At 43.5% G+C, this 14,195-nt stretch carries 14 protein-coding genes; 9 read left to right on the top strand and 5 right to left on the bottom strand.

Features of this window, described 5'->3' with window-relative positions:
- Positions 1–141: 141 nt before the first annotated feature.
- Entirely contained in the window at positions 142–1,209 is a 1,068-nt protein-coding gene (gene trpD, locus RM368_RS14875; RefSeq protein ID WP_322694758.1) for an anthranilate phosphoribosyltransferase, read from the top strand.
- Here trpD and RM368_RS14870 read toward each other — a convergent pair.
- Complete coding sequence (locus tag RM368_RS14870) at positions 1,139–2,179, bottom strand: retropepsin-like aspartic protease family protein (protein ID WP_322694757.1); 1,041 nt, start codon at positions 2,177–2,179, stop codon at positions 1,139–1,141. The two genes, trpD and RM368_RS14870, sit on opposite strands and share 71 nt — an antisense overlap.
- Before the next feature lie 306 nt (positions 2,180–2,485).
- Here RM368_RS14870 and carA point away from each other — a divergent pair, with 306 nt between their 5' ends.
- The 5 genes from carA to RM368_RS14845 all read left to right on the top strand — a co-directional run bounded on the left by carA (position 2,486) and on the right by RM368_RS14845 (position 6,918).
- Entirely contained in the window at positions 2,486–3,649 is a 1,164-nt protein-coding gene (gene carA / locus RM368_RS14865; RefSeq protein ID WP_322694756.1) for a glutamine-hydrolyzing carbamoyl-phosphate synthase small subunit, read from the top strand.
- A 178-nt stretch (positions 3,650–3,827) separates the two neighbouring features.
- Positions 3,828–4,193 carry an STAS domain-containing protein gene (locus tag RM368_RS14860; RefSeq protein ID WP_084227153.1) on the top strand — a complete coding sequence of 122 codons (366 nt, stop codon included), beginning with the start codon at positions 3,828–3,830 and terminating at the stop codon, positions 4,191–4,193.
- A gap of 582 nt (positions 4,194–4,775) precedes the next feature.
- Complete coding sequence (locus tag RM368_RS14855; RefSeq protein ID WP_194044898.1) at positions 4,776–5,255, top strand: Mini-ribonuclease 3; 480 nt, start codon at positions 4,776–4,778, stop codon at positions 5,253–5,255.
- A 92-nt stretch (positions 5,256–5,347) separates the two neighbouring features.
- Positions 5,348–6,529 (top strand): 23S rRNA (guanosine(2251)-2'-O)-methyltransferase RlmB, encoded by a 1,182-nt coding sequence (gene rlmB, locus RM368_RS14850; protein ID WP_322694755.1) that lies wholly within the window; start codon positions 5,348–5,350, stop codon positions 6,527–6,529.
- Between the two features lie 86 nt (positions 6,530–6,615).
- Positions 6,616–6,918, top strand: coding sequence for a DUF1816 domain-containing protein (locus RM368_RS14845; protein ID WP_322694754.1), 303 nt, complete (start codon positions 6,616–6,618; stop codon positions 6,916–6,918).
- A gap of 283 nt (positions 6,919–7,201) precedes the next feature.
- On the opposite strand, the gene RM368_RS14840 is transcribed toward RM368_RS14845, so the two are convergent.
- The gene (locus RM368_RS14840; RefSeq protein ID WP_322694753.1) at positions 7,202–8,050 is read right to left on the bottom strand and encodes an alpha/beta hydrolase; all 849 of its coding nucleotides are present in this window, start codon (positions 8,048–8,050) and stop codon (positions 7,202–7,204) included.
- Positions 8,050–9,300, bottom strand: coding sequence for a methionine gamma-lyase family protein (locus RM368_RS14835; protein ID WP_322694752.1), 1,251 nt, complete (start codon positions 9,298–9,300; stop codon positions 8,050–8,052). Before RM368_RS14835 ends, RM368_RS14840 begins: the two co-directional genes overlap by 1 nt.
- An 87-nt stretch (positions 9,301–9,387) precedes the next feature.
- On the opposite strand from RM368_RS14835, the gene RM368_RS14830 reads away from it, so the two are divergent.
- The 3 genes from RM368_RS14830 to RM368_RS14820 all read left to right on the top strand — a co-directional run bounded on the left by RM368_RS14830 (position 9,388) and on the right by RM368_RS14820 (position 12,781).
- Positions 9,388–10,209 carry an acyl-CoA desaturase gene (locus tag RM368_RS14830; protein WP_322677631.1) on the top strand — a complete coding sequence of 274 codons (822 nt, stop codon included), beginning with the start codon at positions 9,388–9,390 and terminating at the stop codon, positions 10,207–10,209.
- 219 nt (positions 10,210–10,428) lie between these two features.
- Positions 10,429–11,481: a fatty acid desaturase gene (locus tag RM368_RS14825; RefSeq protein WP_322694751.1), complete on the top strand. Its 1,053-nt coding sequence runs from the start codon at positions 10,429–10,431 to the stop codon at positions 11,479–11,481.
- 220 nt (positions 11,482–11,701) lie between these two features.
- On the top strand, positions 11,702–12,781 hold the full coding sequence (locus RM368_RS14820; RefSeq protein WP_322694750.1) for a fatty acid desaturase: 1,080 nt from the start codon (positions 11,702–11,704) through the stop codon (positions 12,779–12,781).
- Between the two features lie 238 nt (positions 12,782–13,019).
- On the opposite strand, the gene RM368_RS14815 is transcribed toward RM368_RS14820, so the two are convergent.
- Complete coding sequence (locus tag RM368_RS14815; protein ID WP_322694749.1) at positions 13,020–13,469, bottom strand: ArsC/Spx/MgsR family protein; 450 nt, start codon at positions 13,467–13,469, stop codon at positions 13,020–13,022.
- A 69-nt stretch (positions 13,470–13,538) separates the two neighbouring features.
- Complete coding sequence (locus tag RM368_RS14810; protein WP_322694748.1) at positions 13,539–14,150, bottom strand: cupin; 612 nt, start codon at positions 14,148–14,150, stop codon at positions 13,539–13,541.
- Between the last annotated feature and the right edge of the window lie 45 nt (positions 14,151–14,195).

Genomic DNA, 14,195 nt, shown 5'->3' with positions numbered 1-14,195 from the left:
AACTATTTATAGAATACATAAGTAATTGCTTAAATGTCAACTCCTAAGAACAGCAAAAGGTTGGGATTTTAGTTTCCCAACCTGGCTGCTACTTTCTCATTTTTCGGTAGGATGGCTCCCATACCTACAAAAACCTTAGCTATGGCAACTTCCTCAATCCCTGCTCAAGAATCCTCTGCTAGCTGGTATATCCTGCTGCAACAATTAATAGATGGACAATCATTGTCTCGTACTCAATCTGCTGAATTGATGAAGGGTTGGCTCAGTGAAGCGGTTCCTCCAGAGTTATCAGGGGCTATTTTAACAGCGCTTAACTTTAGAGGCATTTCTGCCGACGAGTTGACCGGTATGGCTGAAGTATTACAATCTCAATGTTCCCCACTCAGCACTCACCACTCATCACTCAGCACTGTAATAGATACCTGTGGCACTGGTGGAGATGGGTCATCAACCTTTAATATTTCCACAGCAGTTGCTTTTGTTGCTGCTGCATCTGGCGTACCTGTCGCCAAACATGGCAATCGTTCAGCGTCAAGTCTTACAGGAAGTGCAGATGTATTGGAAGCCTTGGGTGTAAATTTGAATGCTTCTAGCGAAAAAGTACAAGCAGCACTACAAGAAGTCGGAATCACTTTCTTGTTTGCCCCTGGTTGGCATCCAGCGCTCAAGGCGGTTGCGTCATTACGGCGGACTTTGAAAGTGCGAACAATTTTTAATTTGCTCGGGCCGTTAGTAAATCCCTTGCGTCCAACTGGGCAAGTGGTGGGCTTATTTACTCCTAAGCTTTTGGCAACAGTTGCCGAAGCTTTACAGAATTTGGGCAAGGAAAAGGCGATTGTGCTGCACGGGCGAGAAAAACTTGACGAGGCTGGGTTAGGAGATGAAACTGACTTAGCGGTGTTATCAAACGGCGAAGTGCAGTTAACTACTATTAATCCCCTAGATTTGGATTTAACGCCTGCTCCTATAGGTATGCTTCGGGGTGGCGATGTCCAAGAAAATGCGGAGATTCTCAAGGCTGTACTCCAAGGTAAGGGAACTCAGGCGCAACAGGACGCAGTAGCTTTGAATGCGTCGTTGGCGCTACAAGTAGCGGGTACGATCGCACTTCTCGATCACGCCGAGGGTATTAAAATCGCTAAGGATATCCTACAAAGTGGGGCTGCTTGGACGAAGTTGGAGCAGTTAGTTGAGTTTCTGGCGGATTGATTTGCGATCGCAATTGCGGACGAAACTCTACCACATTACGCTTAATGGTGACATCGTAGTTACCAAAAAAGTCATGTCCTAAAAGTCCAGTTTCTAGTTCCGCACCTGCGATCGCTACTGCTACTTTATTCACTACTACCCCGCCAACCGCCATCGAATTAACATAGCCCACAGGAAATTCTACAGCTCTGGAACTGGCGGTATTTGCCTTGGCTTTTCCCACTGTGACGATTCCCAAAGCATTAGCCATCTCTTGGGTAATTACAGTGCCACTTGCTCCCGTATCCACAATCATCTCAAATTGTTGCTGACCATTAAAGGTAACTTCCACAATTGGCGTACCACCAATTCGTCTTTTTATCGGCGCTGTAAATACTGCTTCATCGGGAATCACCACTGCTGATGAAGGCAAAGCTGGCTCTGGTGATAACGGTTTTGTTTCTCGTGGAGGTAAAGTTAACTTTGGTGTGGTTTCTCTTTGAGGAACAACAACGACTATTTTTTGAGGTTCTCTAACTGCAACAGGGCGAGGATTAGCTTGCTGTTGGGCATATTTAACTTGGCGGCGATATTCCGTGATTTTGGTTTGAGCGATCGCAAATTCTGGGCTTTTTCGCCGCACTTTTTGCATCAGCGCGATCGCCTCCTGGTACTGACTCGCCACCAATTTCCAATCATCTGGAGATTGAGCCGATTGGCTGATACTCCAAGCGCCAACGGCTTTGTCTCGTCCCATTTCAAAAAGACTTGGTTCACTTTCAAACGGATCTAGCGGCTGCGCTTCTGGGCTAGCTGCTGGTCTTACTGGTTCAACGCTAGGCTGGACTGGTGCTAGATCCCCAATTGGCGTAGGTTGTTCATCGCCACCAGTAGCGGTGTTCAGTTTGTCTTCACTACAGGCAACACACAAAACCGCTAGAGTGCTTGATACAAAAATTAGGGTTGCACGGGATAAAAAAGACTGAAGCATAATTAATTTTAACTGCCCAAGCTTTGCCAAATCCACTCCCGCTACTTTAATTCCCTTTTAATTTTAATTAACTATCTTAAAAACTCCCAATTGCTCAACTCATGGGATAATTAACAATCGCAGTATTGGGGACTAGGGACTGGGGGCTAGGGACACTTCGACAAGCTCAGTGCATCGCTGGGGACTAGGGAATAAGATTAAAAATACTATTTTCCAATCTCCAGTACCCAATCCCCAATTCCCAATTCCCATTACCCCTTATCCCCAGAGGGGACCCCACCTTCCCCAATCCCTAATCTATCGCCTATGCCCCTGACTGACTCAATACCAGCTTTACTTGTCCTAGCAGATGGAACCACTTATCGCGGTTGGTCTTTTGGTGCGACGGGAACCGCGATCGGAGAAGTGGTGTTCAACACTGGCATGACCGGCTATCAAGAAGTCCTGACTGACCCTAGTTACCGCGGTCAGATTGTGATTTTTACCTATCCTGAATTGGGGAATACTGGCGTCAATCCTGAAGATGAAGAATCAGATGGGCCCCAAGTACGGGGTGCGATCGCCCGGAATATTTGTCACCGTCCGAGTAACTGGCGATCGACACAATCTTTACCTGACTACCTCAAACAAAACCAAATACCAGGGATTTACGGCATCGATACCCGCGCCCTCACCCGCAAAATTCGGATGTTCGGAGCGATGAACGGTGGCATTTCCACAACCATTCTCGATGAAGCGGAATTGCTAGAGCAGGTACTAGCAGCCCCCAACATGGCAGGATTAAATTTGGTTCGTGAAGTCACCACCTCAACGGCTTATGAATGGTCCGATCCCACAATTCCAGCTTGGGAATTTAACTCTGAAACTGGGGAAAATCTTGGGGAAGCCTTTACCGTTGTTGCCCTTGACTTTGGTGTAAAACGCAATATCCTACGTCGCTTAGTCAGTTATGGTTGTCGGGTAATTGTTGTACCTGCTGATACACCACCAGAGGAAATTCTCAAATACAATCCAGATGGTGTGTTTCTTTCTAATGGGCCTGGCGACCCTGCTGCTGTCACTGAAGGGATTGCGACTGCCAAAGCTCTCCTATTAAGTGAAAAACCCATCTTTGGTATTTGTATGGGACACCAAATTTTAGGTCATGCACTAGGGGCAGAAACATATAAACTCAAATTTGGTCATCGTGGTTTGAATCAGCCTGCCGGTTTACAACAACGAATAGAAATTACCAGCCAAAACCATAGTTTTGCTATTGACCCAGATTCTTTACCTACGACAGTTGTAGAAATCAGCCACCTAAACTTAAACGATCGCACCATTGCCGGGGTACGTCACAAATCTCTACCAGTGTTCTCCGTACAGTATCATCCAGAAGCCAGCCCTGGCCCCCACGATGCTGATTACTTGTTTGAGCAATTTGTTCAAGCCATGCGAACAGCACGTCAAGCCGTGGCAGAGGTGAGGTAAAAATAGGGAATGGGGACTGGGGACTGGGTACTGGGTACTGGGTGATAGGAAAGAAATTTCCTAATCCCAATCCCCAATCCCCAATCCCCAGTACCCAATCCGCTATTCCAACAGATTGTAGACAACTTGCTCAAAAACCATCTATACTTGAGCGTTCACTTTAACTCATGAGGAGGGAATTATTGCTGAGCCACTAAATCTAACCGTTAGCCTGAGGGGCACTCGTGAAGTCCGGGATAACTGTCAGCTATTCCGCCTCACAGGTTTGTTAGATGCTTTTTCCGAGCCGACATTTCGCAAGACACTTGGCAGCAAGATAGACGAGGGCCCTAAGCACATTATTTTGGATCTCTCACAAATTGACTTTGTTGATAGCTCTGGCTTGGGCGCTCTGGTGCAGCTAGCCAAGCAAGCTCAAACTGCTGATGGCACTTTGCAAATTGTCACGAATGCCCGCGTAACTCAAACGGTCAAGCTTGTTCGCCTAGAGAAGTTTCTCTCCCTGCAAAAATCAGTTGAAGACGCTCTAGAAAACGTCAAGTAGTCTTGATTGCTCGATCTCAGAAGTAAATTAAGCTATCCAGATTCAAAATCGGATAGCTTAATTTTTAAAACTTCTGGCAGAAAACCTCTCTCCTTGTGGGAGAGGCATAAAGCCAGTTGAGCTATTATGTTTAAAGTTGAGTAATAACTAAAGATATAGAGACCCAATTTGTGGGTATGTAATCGTTGGCTAGAATATTGGATAAATAATCAAGTCTGAGATATTTGTTGTAAGAAATACAAAGCCAGCAGATTTGTTTATAGATAGATTTGACTTGATGCTGTATAGTTAAAAGTTGTCGTCTACTCAGTAAGTATGGCGATGCTACCAAGTACAAGGGTGAATTTGATGTTAAAATTTTACCCGATATTAGGCGCAGACCACAAGAAGTAGGCGAAATTTGATTTATAGATGTTGACATCAGGGTGATTTTAAATGCCAACTCTCAATCAAAAAGATGAAATTAAGAAGTAATTTTGATAGTATTGATTATGCTAAGTATACTATCACGGCATACTTCAGAAAAATCAGTCTTTGCGAAGAATGCCTGCCAAATGTAGCCCGTCAAGGAATGATTTATTTGTGAAGTCACAGGAGGAAGAGCTATTAGATGGACAAGATGAAACTCCCAAACAGAGCTTGTCTTGGACTGAAGCACTCTTGGCAACCACAGGGCCATTCCAACAGATTTCCCTCTCACAAGTGCAACAAATTTCTCCTAGTGCTTTAGCATATTTGGGGGATGCAATTTATGAGTTGTATGTTAGAATGTTCTATCTGCTGCCATTGCAGCGGTCAGGAATTTACCATCGTCTGGTAGTGGAGCAGGTAAGAGCAGAAACACAAGCGCTACATTTGCGATCGCTGATTCCTCATCTCAGGGATACCGAATTAGAAATTGTCCGACGGGGTAGAAACGCCGCAACAGGACGCCCTAAGCGACTTAATCCCGAAATTTATCAACAGGCAACTAGTCTAGAAACTTTAATAGGCTACTTATATATCACCGATTACCAACGTCTAACCGAACTGTTGCAAATACTTCATCTAGAAAAAGAGTAAAAACTCAATTTCGCAGTAGCTACAGCACTAGATTAGATTCAAAAAATAGAGGTAATCGGCACGATCGACCATACGCTATATTCATAACTCAAATGCAGGATAAACCCAGAAAAGTCAATACTTCAAACGAACCAAATCGTGGACAACCCGTAAAAATTAAAGGTAAACGTGTTGTTACTAATCCGGCTCGCAATCCCAGGAAAATAGATAGCAACCCCATCTCTGGTGCGAATCCGACTCGCAAGCCCAGAAAAGTAGATAGTAACCCTATCTCTGGTGCGAATCCGACTCACAACCCCAGAAAAGTAGATAGTAACCCTATTTCTGGTGCGAATCCAACTCACAACCCCAGAAAAGTAGATGGCAACACCATCTCTGTTGTTAATCCGAATCGCAATCCCAAGAAAATAGATAGCAACCCCAGTTATAGCAATTCCCGACAACGAAATAGCAACTTTTCTCAGCCATCTGTATCTACACAATCTACAGAAGAAGATAACGATCTCATCTACGGTCGTCATCCAGTATTGAGTGCATTGCAAAATCAGCGCAATCTCAATCGTCTGTGGATTACTACCCGTCTGCGGTACGATCCCAGCTTTCACCATTTCCTTTTGCAAGCAAAGGAAAATGGCACAGTTATTGATGAGGTTGAACCCAAACGTTTAGACTATCTCACCAACGGCGCTAATCACCAAGGTGTGGCAGCACAAATTGCTCCCTACGCTTACATGGAATTGGCCGATCTAATTGAGCAGTGCAAATCTGTAACCGATGCTGTAATTGTCGTGGCTGACGGAATTACCGATCCCCACAACTTAGGAGCAATTATTCGCACTGCCGAAGCAATAGGCGCTCAAGGATTGGTGATTCCCCAAAGAAGAGCATCTGGGATCACTTCCACGGTCATGAAAGTGGCAGCAGGTGCTTTAGAAAATTTTGCTGTAGCTAGAGTTGTCAACCTCAGCCGCTCCTTAGAAGAATTAAAAGAAGCTGGCTTTTGGATTTACGGTACTGCTGCAAGTGGCAGCGAACCTTTGCATACAGTCAATTTCACTGGCCCAATCGTTTTAGTAATCGGCTCAGAAGGTGAAGGTCTGGGTATGTTGACTCAGCGCTCCTGTGATTTTTTAGTATCGATTCCTCTACAGGGTAAGACTCCCAGCCTGAATGCTTCTGTAGCAGCAGGTATGGCGCTTTATGAGATTTATCGCCAGCGATCGCTAAATACGCTGCACTTAGATAAATTGCAAAAATTCTCTTTGAAAAAATAACAGTAACAGAGTATAAAGAAATGTAAAAGATAATAAAGTACCCTATCGTTTAATACCCTGTAGATGTTTATAAATCAGCGAAAACCATGAAAACCATTTGGCATAACCTCAAGGAAGTGTTAATTAACACATTCGACTACATCGGCTTGGCTTGGTGGGTAGAGATTGTGACGCAGAATCCCCGTTGCACGTATTACTTCGGGCCATTTCTAAATTCTTCTGATGCAACATTTGCAAGTAAAGGATACATAGAAGATTTAGAGCTTGAAGGAGCGCAGGGAATTGTTGTGAATGTCAAGCGTTGCAAACCTAGTAACTTAACAATTGCTGACGACTTGGGGGAAAGATTTGACCGCAAAGTACAGCCTGCCTTTGGCGGTCAAATTTAACTTAGGCCAGAGAATGAAAAGGATGCTCTGATACGGAGACGTAAAGATATGAAGACACAGAAAATCCTTTTAATAGGACTTTATTGCGTCTTTTTCACTCATTGCGTCACCACATCTTCCTTCTTCATTTCTTCGTCAATAGTCAAAATTTTTTGACTATTTTGGACTATTAACAACTCCTAATTCGTAATTACGTTACGGGTGAAGATTTAGACCCCACCTGTAACGGCTAAACCTTTCATGGTCAATTCCTGTGATTCTCAGTTTAATTACGAATTACGAATTACAAATTACGAATTACCTGCGGATGTTCTTCGAGCCAATGGTCAATATCATTCAGCACCAACTGAGGAACTTCCCACGGAAAAAGATGAGCAGTGTTGGGATAGCACTGCCACTGAGAATTTTGGAGATGTCGAGCAGTTTCTAAGCTGGAATCAGATGTGATGTGGCGGTCTTTTTCGCCAGCAAGTACTAAACTAGGACATTGTATTTGTTCTAAATCTAGAAGCCGATTGTATCCTGATTGAATTGCACTATAGAGGGCGCGAGTAGCAGCTGGAGAGGTTTGCAAATAAGCTGGTACTGCTTCCTTGGCGATGTAATTGTAACTAGTAGATGTATGTTGTTGGATTAGATAACGGAAAAGCGATCGCTTACCAAAAGTTTCAATATTCCATTGCCAACTCGGTTTTATATAGTTTAATAAGGCAGCAATGCCAGTATATAAATTATCCTGCCAAGTAATCGGAGGATGACTCCCACGGGGTTTTGCGGCTGTCGCCACCAAAATCAGCCCAGTAACGCGCTCTGGCAAACGTAATGCCATCTCCATTGCCAGAATGCCCCCAAGCGACCATCCCAATACCAGGCACTTTTCAATCTGCAAACGGTCTAGCAGTGCTTCTAAATCAGTCAAATGGTCATTCATGTCAAAATTGCCGTTGTAGCGACTTTTGCCGTATCCGCGTAAATCAGGGGCAAAAGTTTTGTAGCGTTTTGATAAATGATTGGTAAAGACAGAAAGACTACGACCAGTACCAGGATGACCATGTAAGCCCAAAATTGGGAATCCTTGACCTTGGGTGTAAACATTGAGACGTGCAGCAGTTGTGGTGTGGCGATCGCTCATTACTCGCCCTTCTCCTGTCTATCGATACTGCCGACTGCATCGATCGCAGCTTCTAGGGCGATCGCTACATGAGTCCAATGAGTCCCACCCTGGCAATAAACTACATAAGGTTCACGCAAAGGCCCATCGGCTGATAATTCCAAAGTACTCCCTTCAATAAATGTTCCCCCAGCCATGACCACTTGGCTCTCATAACCTGGCATATCATCTGGAACAGGGTCTAAGTAGGAACCGATCGGAGAATGCTGTTGTATGGCTTTACAGAAAGCAATTAGCTTTTCGGCAGAACTAAGTTTAATTGCCTGAATTACATCTCCACGGGGAGCTAGGGGAGCGGGATTGACTGGATAACCGAGTTTATCAAATACATAACCAGTAAGATAAGTCCCTTTCATTGCCTCTCCTACCATCTGCGGCGCTAGAAATAAACCTTGGAACAGCAGGCGATTTTGGTCAAAAGTAGCACCGCCATAACTACCAATACCGGGAGCAGTGAGGCGACAGGCGGATGCTTCAACTAAGTCGGCGCGACCGGCGACATAACCACCAGCACTGACAATAGTACCACCAGGATTTTTAATCAGCGATCCCGCTATTAAATCAGCACCTACGGCTGTGGGTTCTCTGGTTTCAATAAATTCGCCGTAGCAGTTATCTACAAAGCAAACAGTGTTTGGGTTTTGCTGTTTGACTAAGTAAACGATTTTTTCAATATCACTAATTGATAAACTAGGACGCCAAGAATAGCCACAAGAACGCTGAATTAAGACTAAACGAGTGTTTTCAGCCACACTAGTTCTTATTGCTTGCCAATCTATGGTTTTTTCTGGGGTTAGCTCCAATTGGCGGTAATTTATGCCAAACTCAATAAGAGAGCCTTGACCTTGACCTCGTAAACCAATAACTTCTTCAAGCGTATCGTAGGGAGAACCGACCACTGCTAACATTTCATCTCCCGGACGGAGAACACCAAATAAAGCACAGGCGATCGCATGAGTTCCCGAAACGTACTGAACCCGCACGGCCGCAGCTTCAGCGCCCATAACTTCGGCAAAAACTTTATCTAAAGTTTCTCGTCCTAAATCATCATGACCATAACCACTTACACCTGCAAAGTGGTGTGCGCCTACACGGTGATTACGAAAAGCATCCAGCACTCGTTTTAGATTATGCTTGACCTGAGCGTCAATACCAGAAAAAATTTCTAATAGTGCCTGTTCTGCTTGGCGCAGCTGTTCTAAGCTGTTCATCAGTTCCTCATTCAAAAAAAATTATCGATATGCGGATTTTGCGATCGCGCTGTTCTTAAGCTGGAAAATTAAAATTCAGGTTACTGCATGACAATTGCTACTTCAACCAAACCTCAAATTAACTGGGTCAATACCCTATTTTTCATTGGACTGCACATCGGCGCTTTATTTGCCTTTGTTCCTGGTAACTTTAGCTGGACGGCAGTTGGTGTGGGTTTCTTGCTGTACTGGATAACAGGTGGTTTAGGAGTTACTCTCGGATTTCACCGCCTTGTTACTCACCGCAGTTTTCAAACTCCCAAGTGGCTAGAGTATCTCTTGGTTTTCTTCGGCACACTCTCGTGTCAAGGAGGCCCAATCGAGTGGGTAGGGACGCATCGCATTCATCATTTACACTCAGATACTGATGCCGATCCCCATGATTCTAATAAAGGCTTCTGGTGGAGCCACATGGATTGGCTGATTCACTACTGTCCCGCTCACGCTGATGTTCCTCGTTTCACCAAAGACATTGCCGAAGACCCAGTTTATCAGTTTTTAGAAAAATATTTCATTTTAATCCAGGTTGCTCTAGGTGTATTACTTTTGCTTCTAGGTGGCTGGCCGTTTGTTATTTGGGGAATTTTTGTTCGCATTGTCTGGGTTTACCACTGCACTTGGTTGGTGAACAGCGCTACTCATAAATTTGGCTATCAGAGCTATGATTCTGGCGATAAATCGACTAATTGCTGGTGGGTAGCCGTACTAGTTTTCGGTGAAGGCTGGCATAATAACCATCATGCTTTTCAATATTCAGCTCGTCACGGGCTGAAATGGTGGGAAATCGATTTAACCTGGATGACAGTTCAATTGCTGCAAGCAGTTGGTCTGGCAACTAATGTGAAGTTGGCCCCAACAAAAGTTAGTTAGGAGTAGAGACGCAATTAATCGCGTCTGTACAGGAGTTAGGATGTGTAACGTTTTTAACTCATAATTCATCACTTCTAACTCCTAACTTTTCAAAAAGCTATTTACTGGTGCGCTTGTGTCGGTTAGGTTGCTATAATCCGAAGCGCTAATGTGAAGAATTTTTACGGCAAGTTACTTTTTAGTGACTTGGTGGAGGAGTTTGTTGTTTTTTAGGTGTCCATGACTACATCAATAATTAATAGCCAGAAACTAAGTGACGAGCCTAGTAATTCCGACTTTCGGCTCAAAGATATTGTCAAAACCCTGCCACGGGAATGTTTTCAGCAGAACCGTCGCAAAGCTTGGACACAAGTAATACTCAGTGTCTTGGCAGTCGCCTTGGGCTATTACAGCCTGGCGATCGCTCCTTGGTTTCTCTTACCCCTTGCTTGGATTTTTACGGGCACTGCTTTAACAGGTTTTTTTGTAATTGGCCATGATTGCGGTCACAGGTCTTTTGCCAAACGTCGTTGGGTAAATGATTTGGTAGGGCATTTTTTCATGATGCCGTTAATTTACCCCTTTCACAGTTGGCGCATTAAGCATAATTACCACCATACTCATACCAACAAGCTGGATGAGGACAATGCTTGGCATCCAATCAGACCAGAAGTGTTTGAAGATTGGGATAAAACCCGACAGTCTGCTTTTGAACTGTTCATGCGTAAACGCTTCTGGTGGGTAGGTTCCATTGGACATTGGGCTGTGGTGCATTTTGATTGGCGGAACTTCAAAACGAAAGACCAATCGAGTATCAAGCTGTCTGTGGCTGTAGTAGTTGTGTTTGCTGCGATCGCTTTCCCGACTCTCATCGCCACAACTGGTATCTGGGGCTTTGTCAAATTTTGGCTAGTGCCCTGGATGATTTACCATTTTTGGATGAGTACTTTTACTATTGTTCACCATACTGCCGCAGATGTTCCTTTTACGACAGCGAACAAGTGGAACGAAGCTCTAGCACAGCTATTTGGCACTATTCATTGTGATTATCCGCGTTGGGTAGAAATCCTGTGCCACGATATCAATGTTCATGTCCCTCATCATATTTCCACTGCGATTCCTTCTTATAATTTGCGGCTAGCTTACAGCAGCATCAAAGAAAATTGGGAGCCTTATCTCCATGATGAGTGTCAGTTTTCTTGGTCTTTAATGAAACAGATTACAGACCAGTGTCAACTATACACAACTGATGTTGGCTATAAAACTTTCAACGAATATTATACAGAGCAATAAATAGCGCTGTGATTAGACTTACGCTCTTGAACTCAACGAGAGCGTTTATCATGCTGTGTTGAAATAGAATTTTGCGACTTTTTACTAACTAAAATTTGTTAGCTAAATTGCCAAAATTTATCTTCTTTGATGTTAGCGATCGCTAGTTTCGTGGGCATCCTAGAGGTGAGATTATTTTGTCTCAAATAAAGTTCCGATTTATATCCAACAAAAGAATCCAGTGCAATCAAATCTCGTCACGTTCAATAATCCTACTGGCTACGAAACGTCTGAGGATTCCACTAAATTACCTTTCACCCTTCAAGATTTAAAAGTTGCAATCCCTGCTGAATGCTTTCAGCCCAATGTAACAAAATCACTTTTTTACTTTTTTCGTGACATTCTAATTATCGGTCTGCTTTATGCCGTAGCTAATTACCTGGATTCTTGGCTTTTCTTTCCGATTTTCTGGCTAATGCAAGGAACGATGTTTTGGGCTTTGTTTGTAGTCGGGCATGACTGCGGACACCAATCTTTTTCTAAGCATAAATGGCTCAATGATTTGATTGGACATCTTTCTCACACACCAATACTTGTTCCTTATCATGGTTGGCGGATCAGCCACAGAACCCATCACAAAAATACTGGCAATATCGATAACGATGAAAGCTGGTATCCTGTGACAGAATCAGAATACAAAGAGATGCCTTTAGCCCAAAAGATAGTCCGATATTATATTTTTCTCTTGGCTTATCCTCTGTATCTGTTTAAGCGTTCTCCTAATAAAGAAGGCTCCCACTTTTTGCCCAGCAGTCCGCTTTTCAAAGCATCAGAAAAATGGGATGTCATCACAAGTACTGTACTTTTGATTGGCATGGTAGGTTTGCTGGGTTTCCTCACATACCAATGGGGTTGGATGTGGTTGCTGAAATATTATGCTGTGCCCTACCTTGTATTCATAATTTGGCTAGATTTGGTGACATTTTTGCACCACACTGAGCCAGAGCTTCCCTGGTATCGTGGAGAAGATTGGACTTTCCTCAAAGGCGCAATTTCTAGTATTGACCGTGATTATGGTTTAGTTAATCATATTCATCACGATATCGGTACTCATGTTGCTCACCATATATTCCTTAACATCCCTCACTACAATTTGCTGAAGGCAACTGAGGCGATAAAACCAGTTATGGGTGAGTATTTCCACAAATCGGAAGAACCTATTTGGAAGTCGTTATGGAATTCATGTGTCAGCTGCCATTTTGTACCTGATAGTGGTAGTAAGGTTTACTACACATCCAACAAGAAGTTAGCTAAAGACTAAGATTTTTCAAACATCCTCTAAGACTACTAACACTTTTCGTAATTTTTAATTACCATTGTGTGAGAGTTTTAGACATTTTAAATAGGTGGCTTATTTACGCCGTACTGTACTAGCCCTGTCAAGGTAATAAAAGTAACCTTGGCAGGGCTAGAGTGTTATTTATGGACTTTTGGAAGAAATCTAATGACTACAAGCTGGCTTGCTTTTGATGTTGTTCGCCATGATGGTTACAGCCATCCTAATGATTATGGTGATGATGACCATGACCGTGGGAGCAGTTTTGCAAATCTTGCTTCATCAGCTTGTCGCTGATTTCTTGCAAGGATTCATCCACAGCTTGTAAGCCAATCCAAGTATCAATCTTTTGGACATCAAATCCTACCTCACGGCGATCGCCTACTTCTAACAAAGGACGGCGAATTAACAGTGGCTCTTTTAGCATCAACGTCAAGGCGGTTTGGGCATCGATTTTTTCAGGAACCACCTCACCAGATTTTACCTTAGGGGCGGAAAAATTAAACCATTCGGCTACGGGGCGATCGCCAAAAAAAGAACGCAACCGCTCAATTGTCCAAGGTTCTGTTAGCAGATTCTCTGGTATCACTTCATGACCGGCAGCTGTGAGCAAAACTTTTTGCTTAGTACCACCTTTACAGCCTGGTTTGCTATAGAAAATTACTCTTGCCATTTAACTACCTCTTAGTAGAATACGATTCGTTTGTAGGGGCGCATGGCTGTGTGCCCCTACTGCGTGATGCTAAAAGTTTTTAGCACTATACTTAATCGGGTCAAACTCAAATCTCTCATTGGGATCGGTTTCACCGTAGATATTAAAAGTCACAGTTGGTTCATCACCCACTGCTTCTACACAGTGAATTGCATCGGGAGTAAAGCTAATAATATCTCCTGGTAATAGAGTTACCTCTCCCGTTGCTTCAATTTTGTCCTGAAATTCTGGGCTATTAGTGCGTTGCCAAAAAGTATTTTTTTCCTGACCTTTTAACACCGCAACTATTCCCCATGTCCCATGATTATGAATGTTCGATCGGGTTCCCGGTGCAAATGTTACTGTTTGCACAGTTAAGGGAAAACCCAATTCGTCGTATAGGAGTAAAACAGAGGTTCCCGTTTTGGGTGAAGGCTCTAAAGTTTGACTTCGTACCCAGTAGGAATTTACAATCAAACGCCTTACGAGCATCCGTATTTCTGGCAGACAATTGGTTTCATTGTCGCTGCTATTGAGAACATCTTCCACCTCAGTTAAAAACCGATAAAGGCGGTAATTTTCTCTCAATAAATCCCATGCTCTTACAGATTTACAGGCTTGATACTGACCATCTCCTGTTAGCAGCCAATCTCTACCTTTCATAACATTTAAATTGATAAGGGAGAAGATTGGATGATGATGATCGGA

Source organism: Nostoc sp. DedSLP03 (assembly GCF_034530815.1).
Lineage (GTDB): Bacteria > Cyanobacteriota > Cyanobacteriia > Cyanobacteriales > Nostocaceae > Nostoc.
Note: the sequence above shows the minus strand (reverse complement) of the source record. Positions and strands in the feature narration are given on the sequence as shown.

What these genes read in the sequence shown, in the direction of transcription:
- RM368_RS14835 (WP_322694752.1), bottom strand. Translation starts at nt 9,300, where the DNA reads ATGAACAGCTTAGAACAGCTGCGCCAAGCAGAACAGGCACTATTAGAA.
- trpD (WP_322694758.1), top strand. Translation starts at nt 142, where the DNA reads ATGGCAACTTCCTCAATCCCTGCTCAAGAATCCTCTGCTAGCTGGTAT.
- carA (WP_322694756.1), top strand. Translation starts at nt 2,486, where the DNA reads ATGCCCCTGACTGACTCAATACCAGCTTTACTTGTCCTAGCAGATGGA.
- RM368_RS14825 (WP_322694751.1), top strand. Translation starts at nt 10,429, where the DNA reads ATGACTACATCAATAATTAATAGCCAGAAACTAAGTGACGAGCCTAGT.
- RM368_RS14830 (WP_322677631.1), top strand. Translation starts at nt 9,388, where the DNA reads ATGACAATTGCTACTTCAACCAAACCTCAAATTAACTGGGTCAATACC.
- RM368_RS14845 (WP_322694754.1), top strand. Translation starts at nt 6,616, where the DNA reads ATGAAAACCATTTGGCATAACCTCAAGGAAGTGTTAATTAACACATTC.
- rlmB (WP_322694755.1), top strand. Translation starts at nt 5,348, where the DNA reads ATGCAGGATAAACCCAGAAAAGTCAATACTTCAAACGAACCAAATCGT.
- RM368_RS14840 (WP_322694753.1), bottom strand. Translation starts at nt 8,050, where the DNA reads ATGAGCGATCGCCACACCACAACTGCTGCACGTCTCAATGTTTACACC.
- RM368_RS14810 (WP_322694748.1), bottom strand. Translation starts at nt 14,150, where the DNA reads ATGAAAGGTAGAGATTGGCTGCTAACAGGAGATGGTCAGTATCAAGCC.
- RM368_RS14870 (WP_322694757.1), bottom strand. Translation starts at nt 2,179, where the DNA reads ATGCTTCAGTCTTTTTTATCCCGTGCAACCCTAATTTTTGTATCAAGC.
- RM368_RS14815 (WP_322694749.1), bottom strand. Translation starts at nt 13,469, where the DNA reads ATGGCAAGAGTAATTTTCTATAGCAAACCAGGCTGTAAAGGTGGTACT.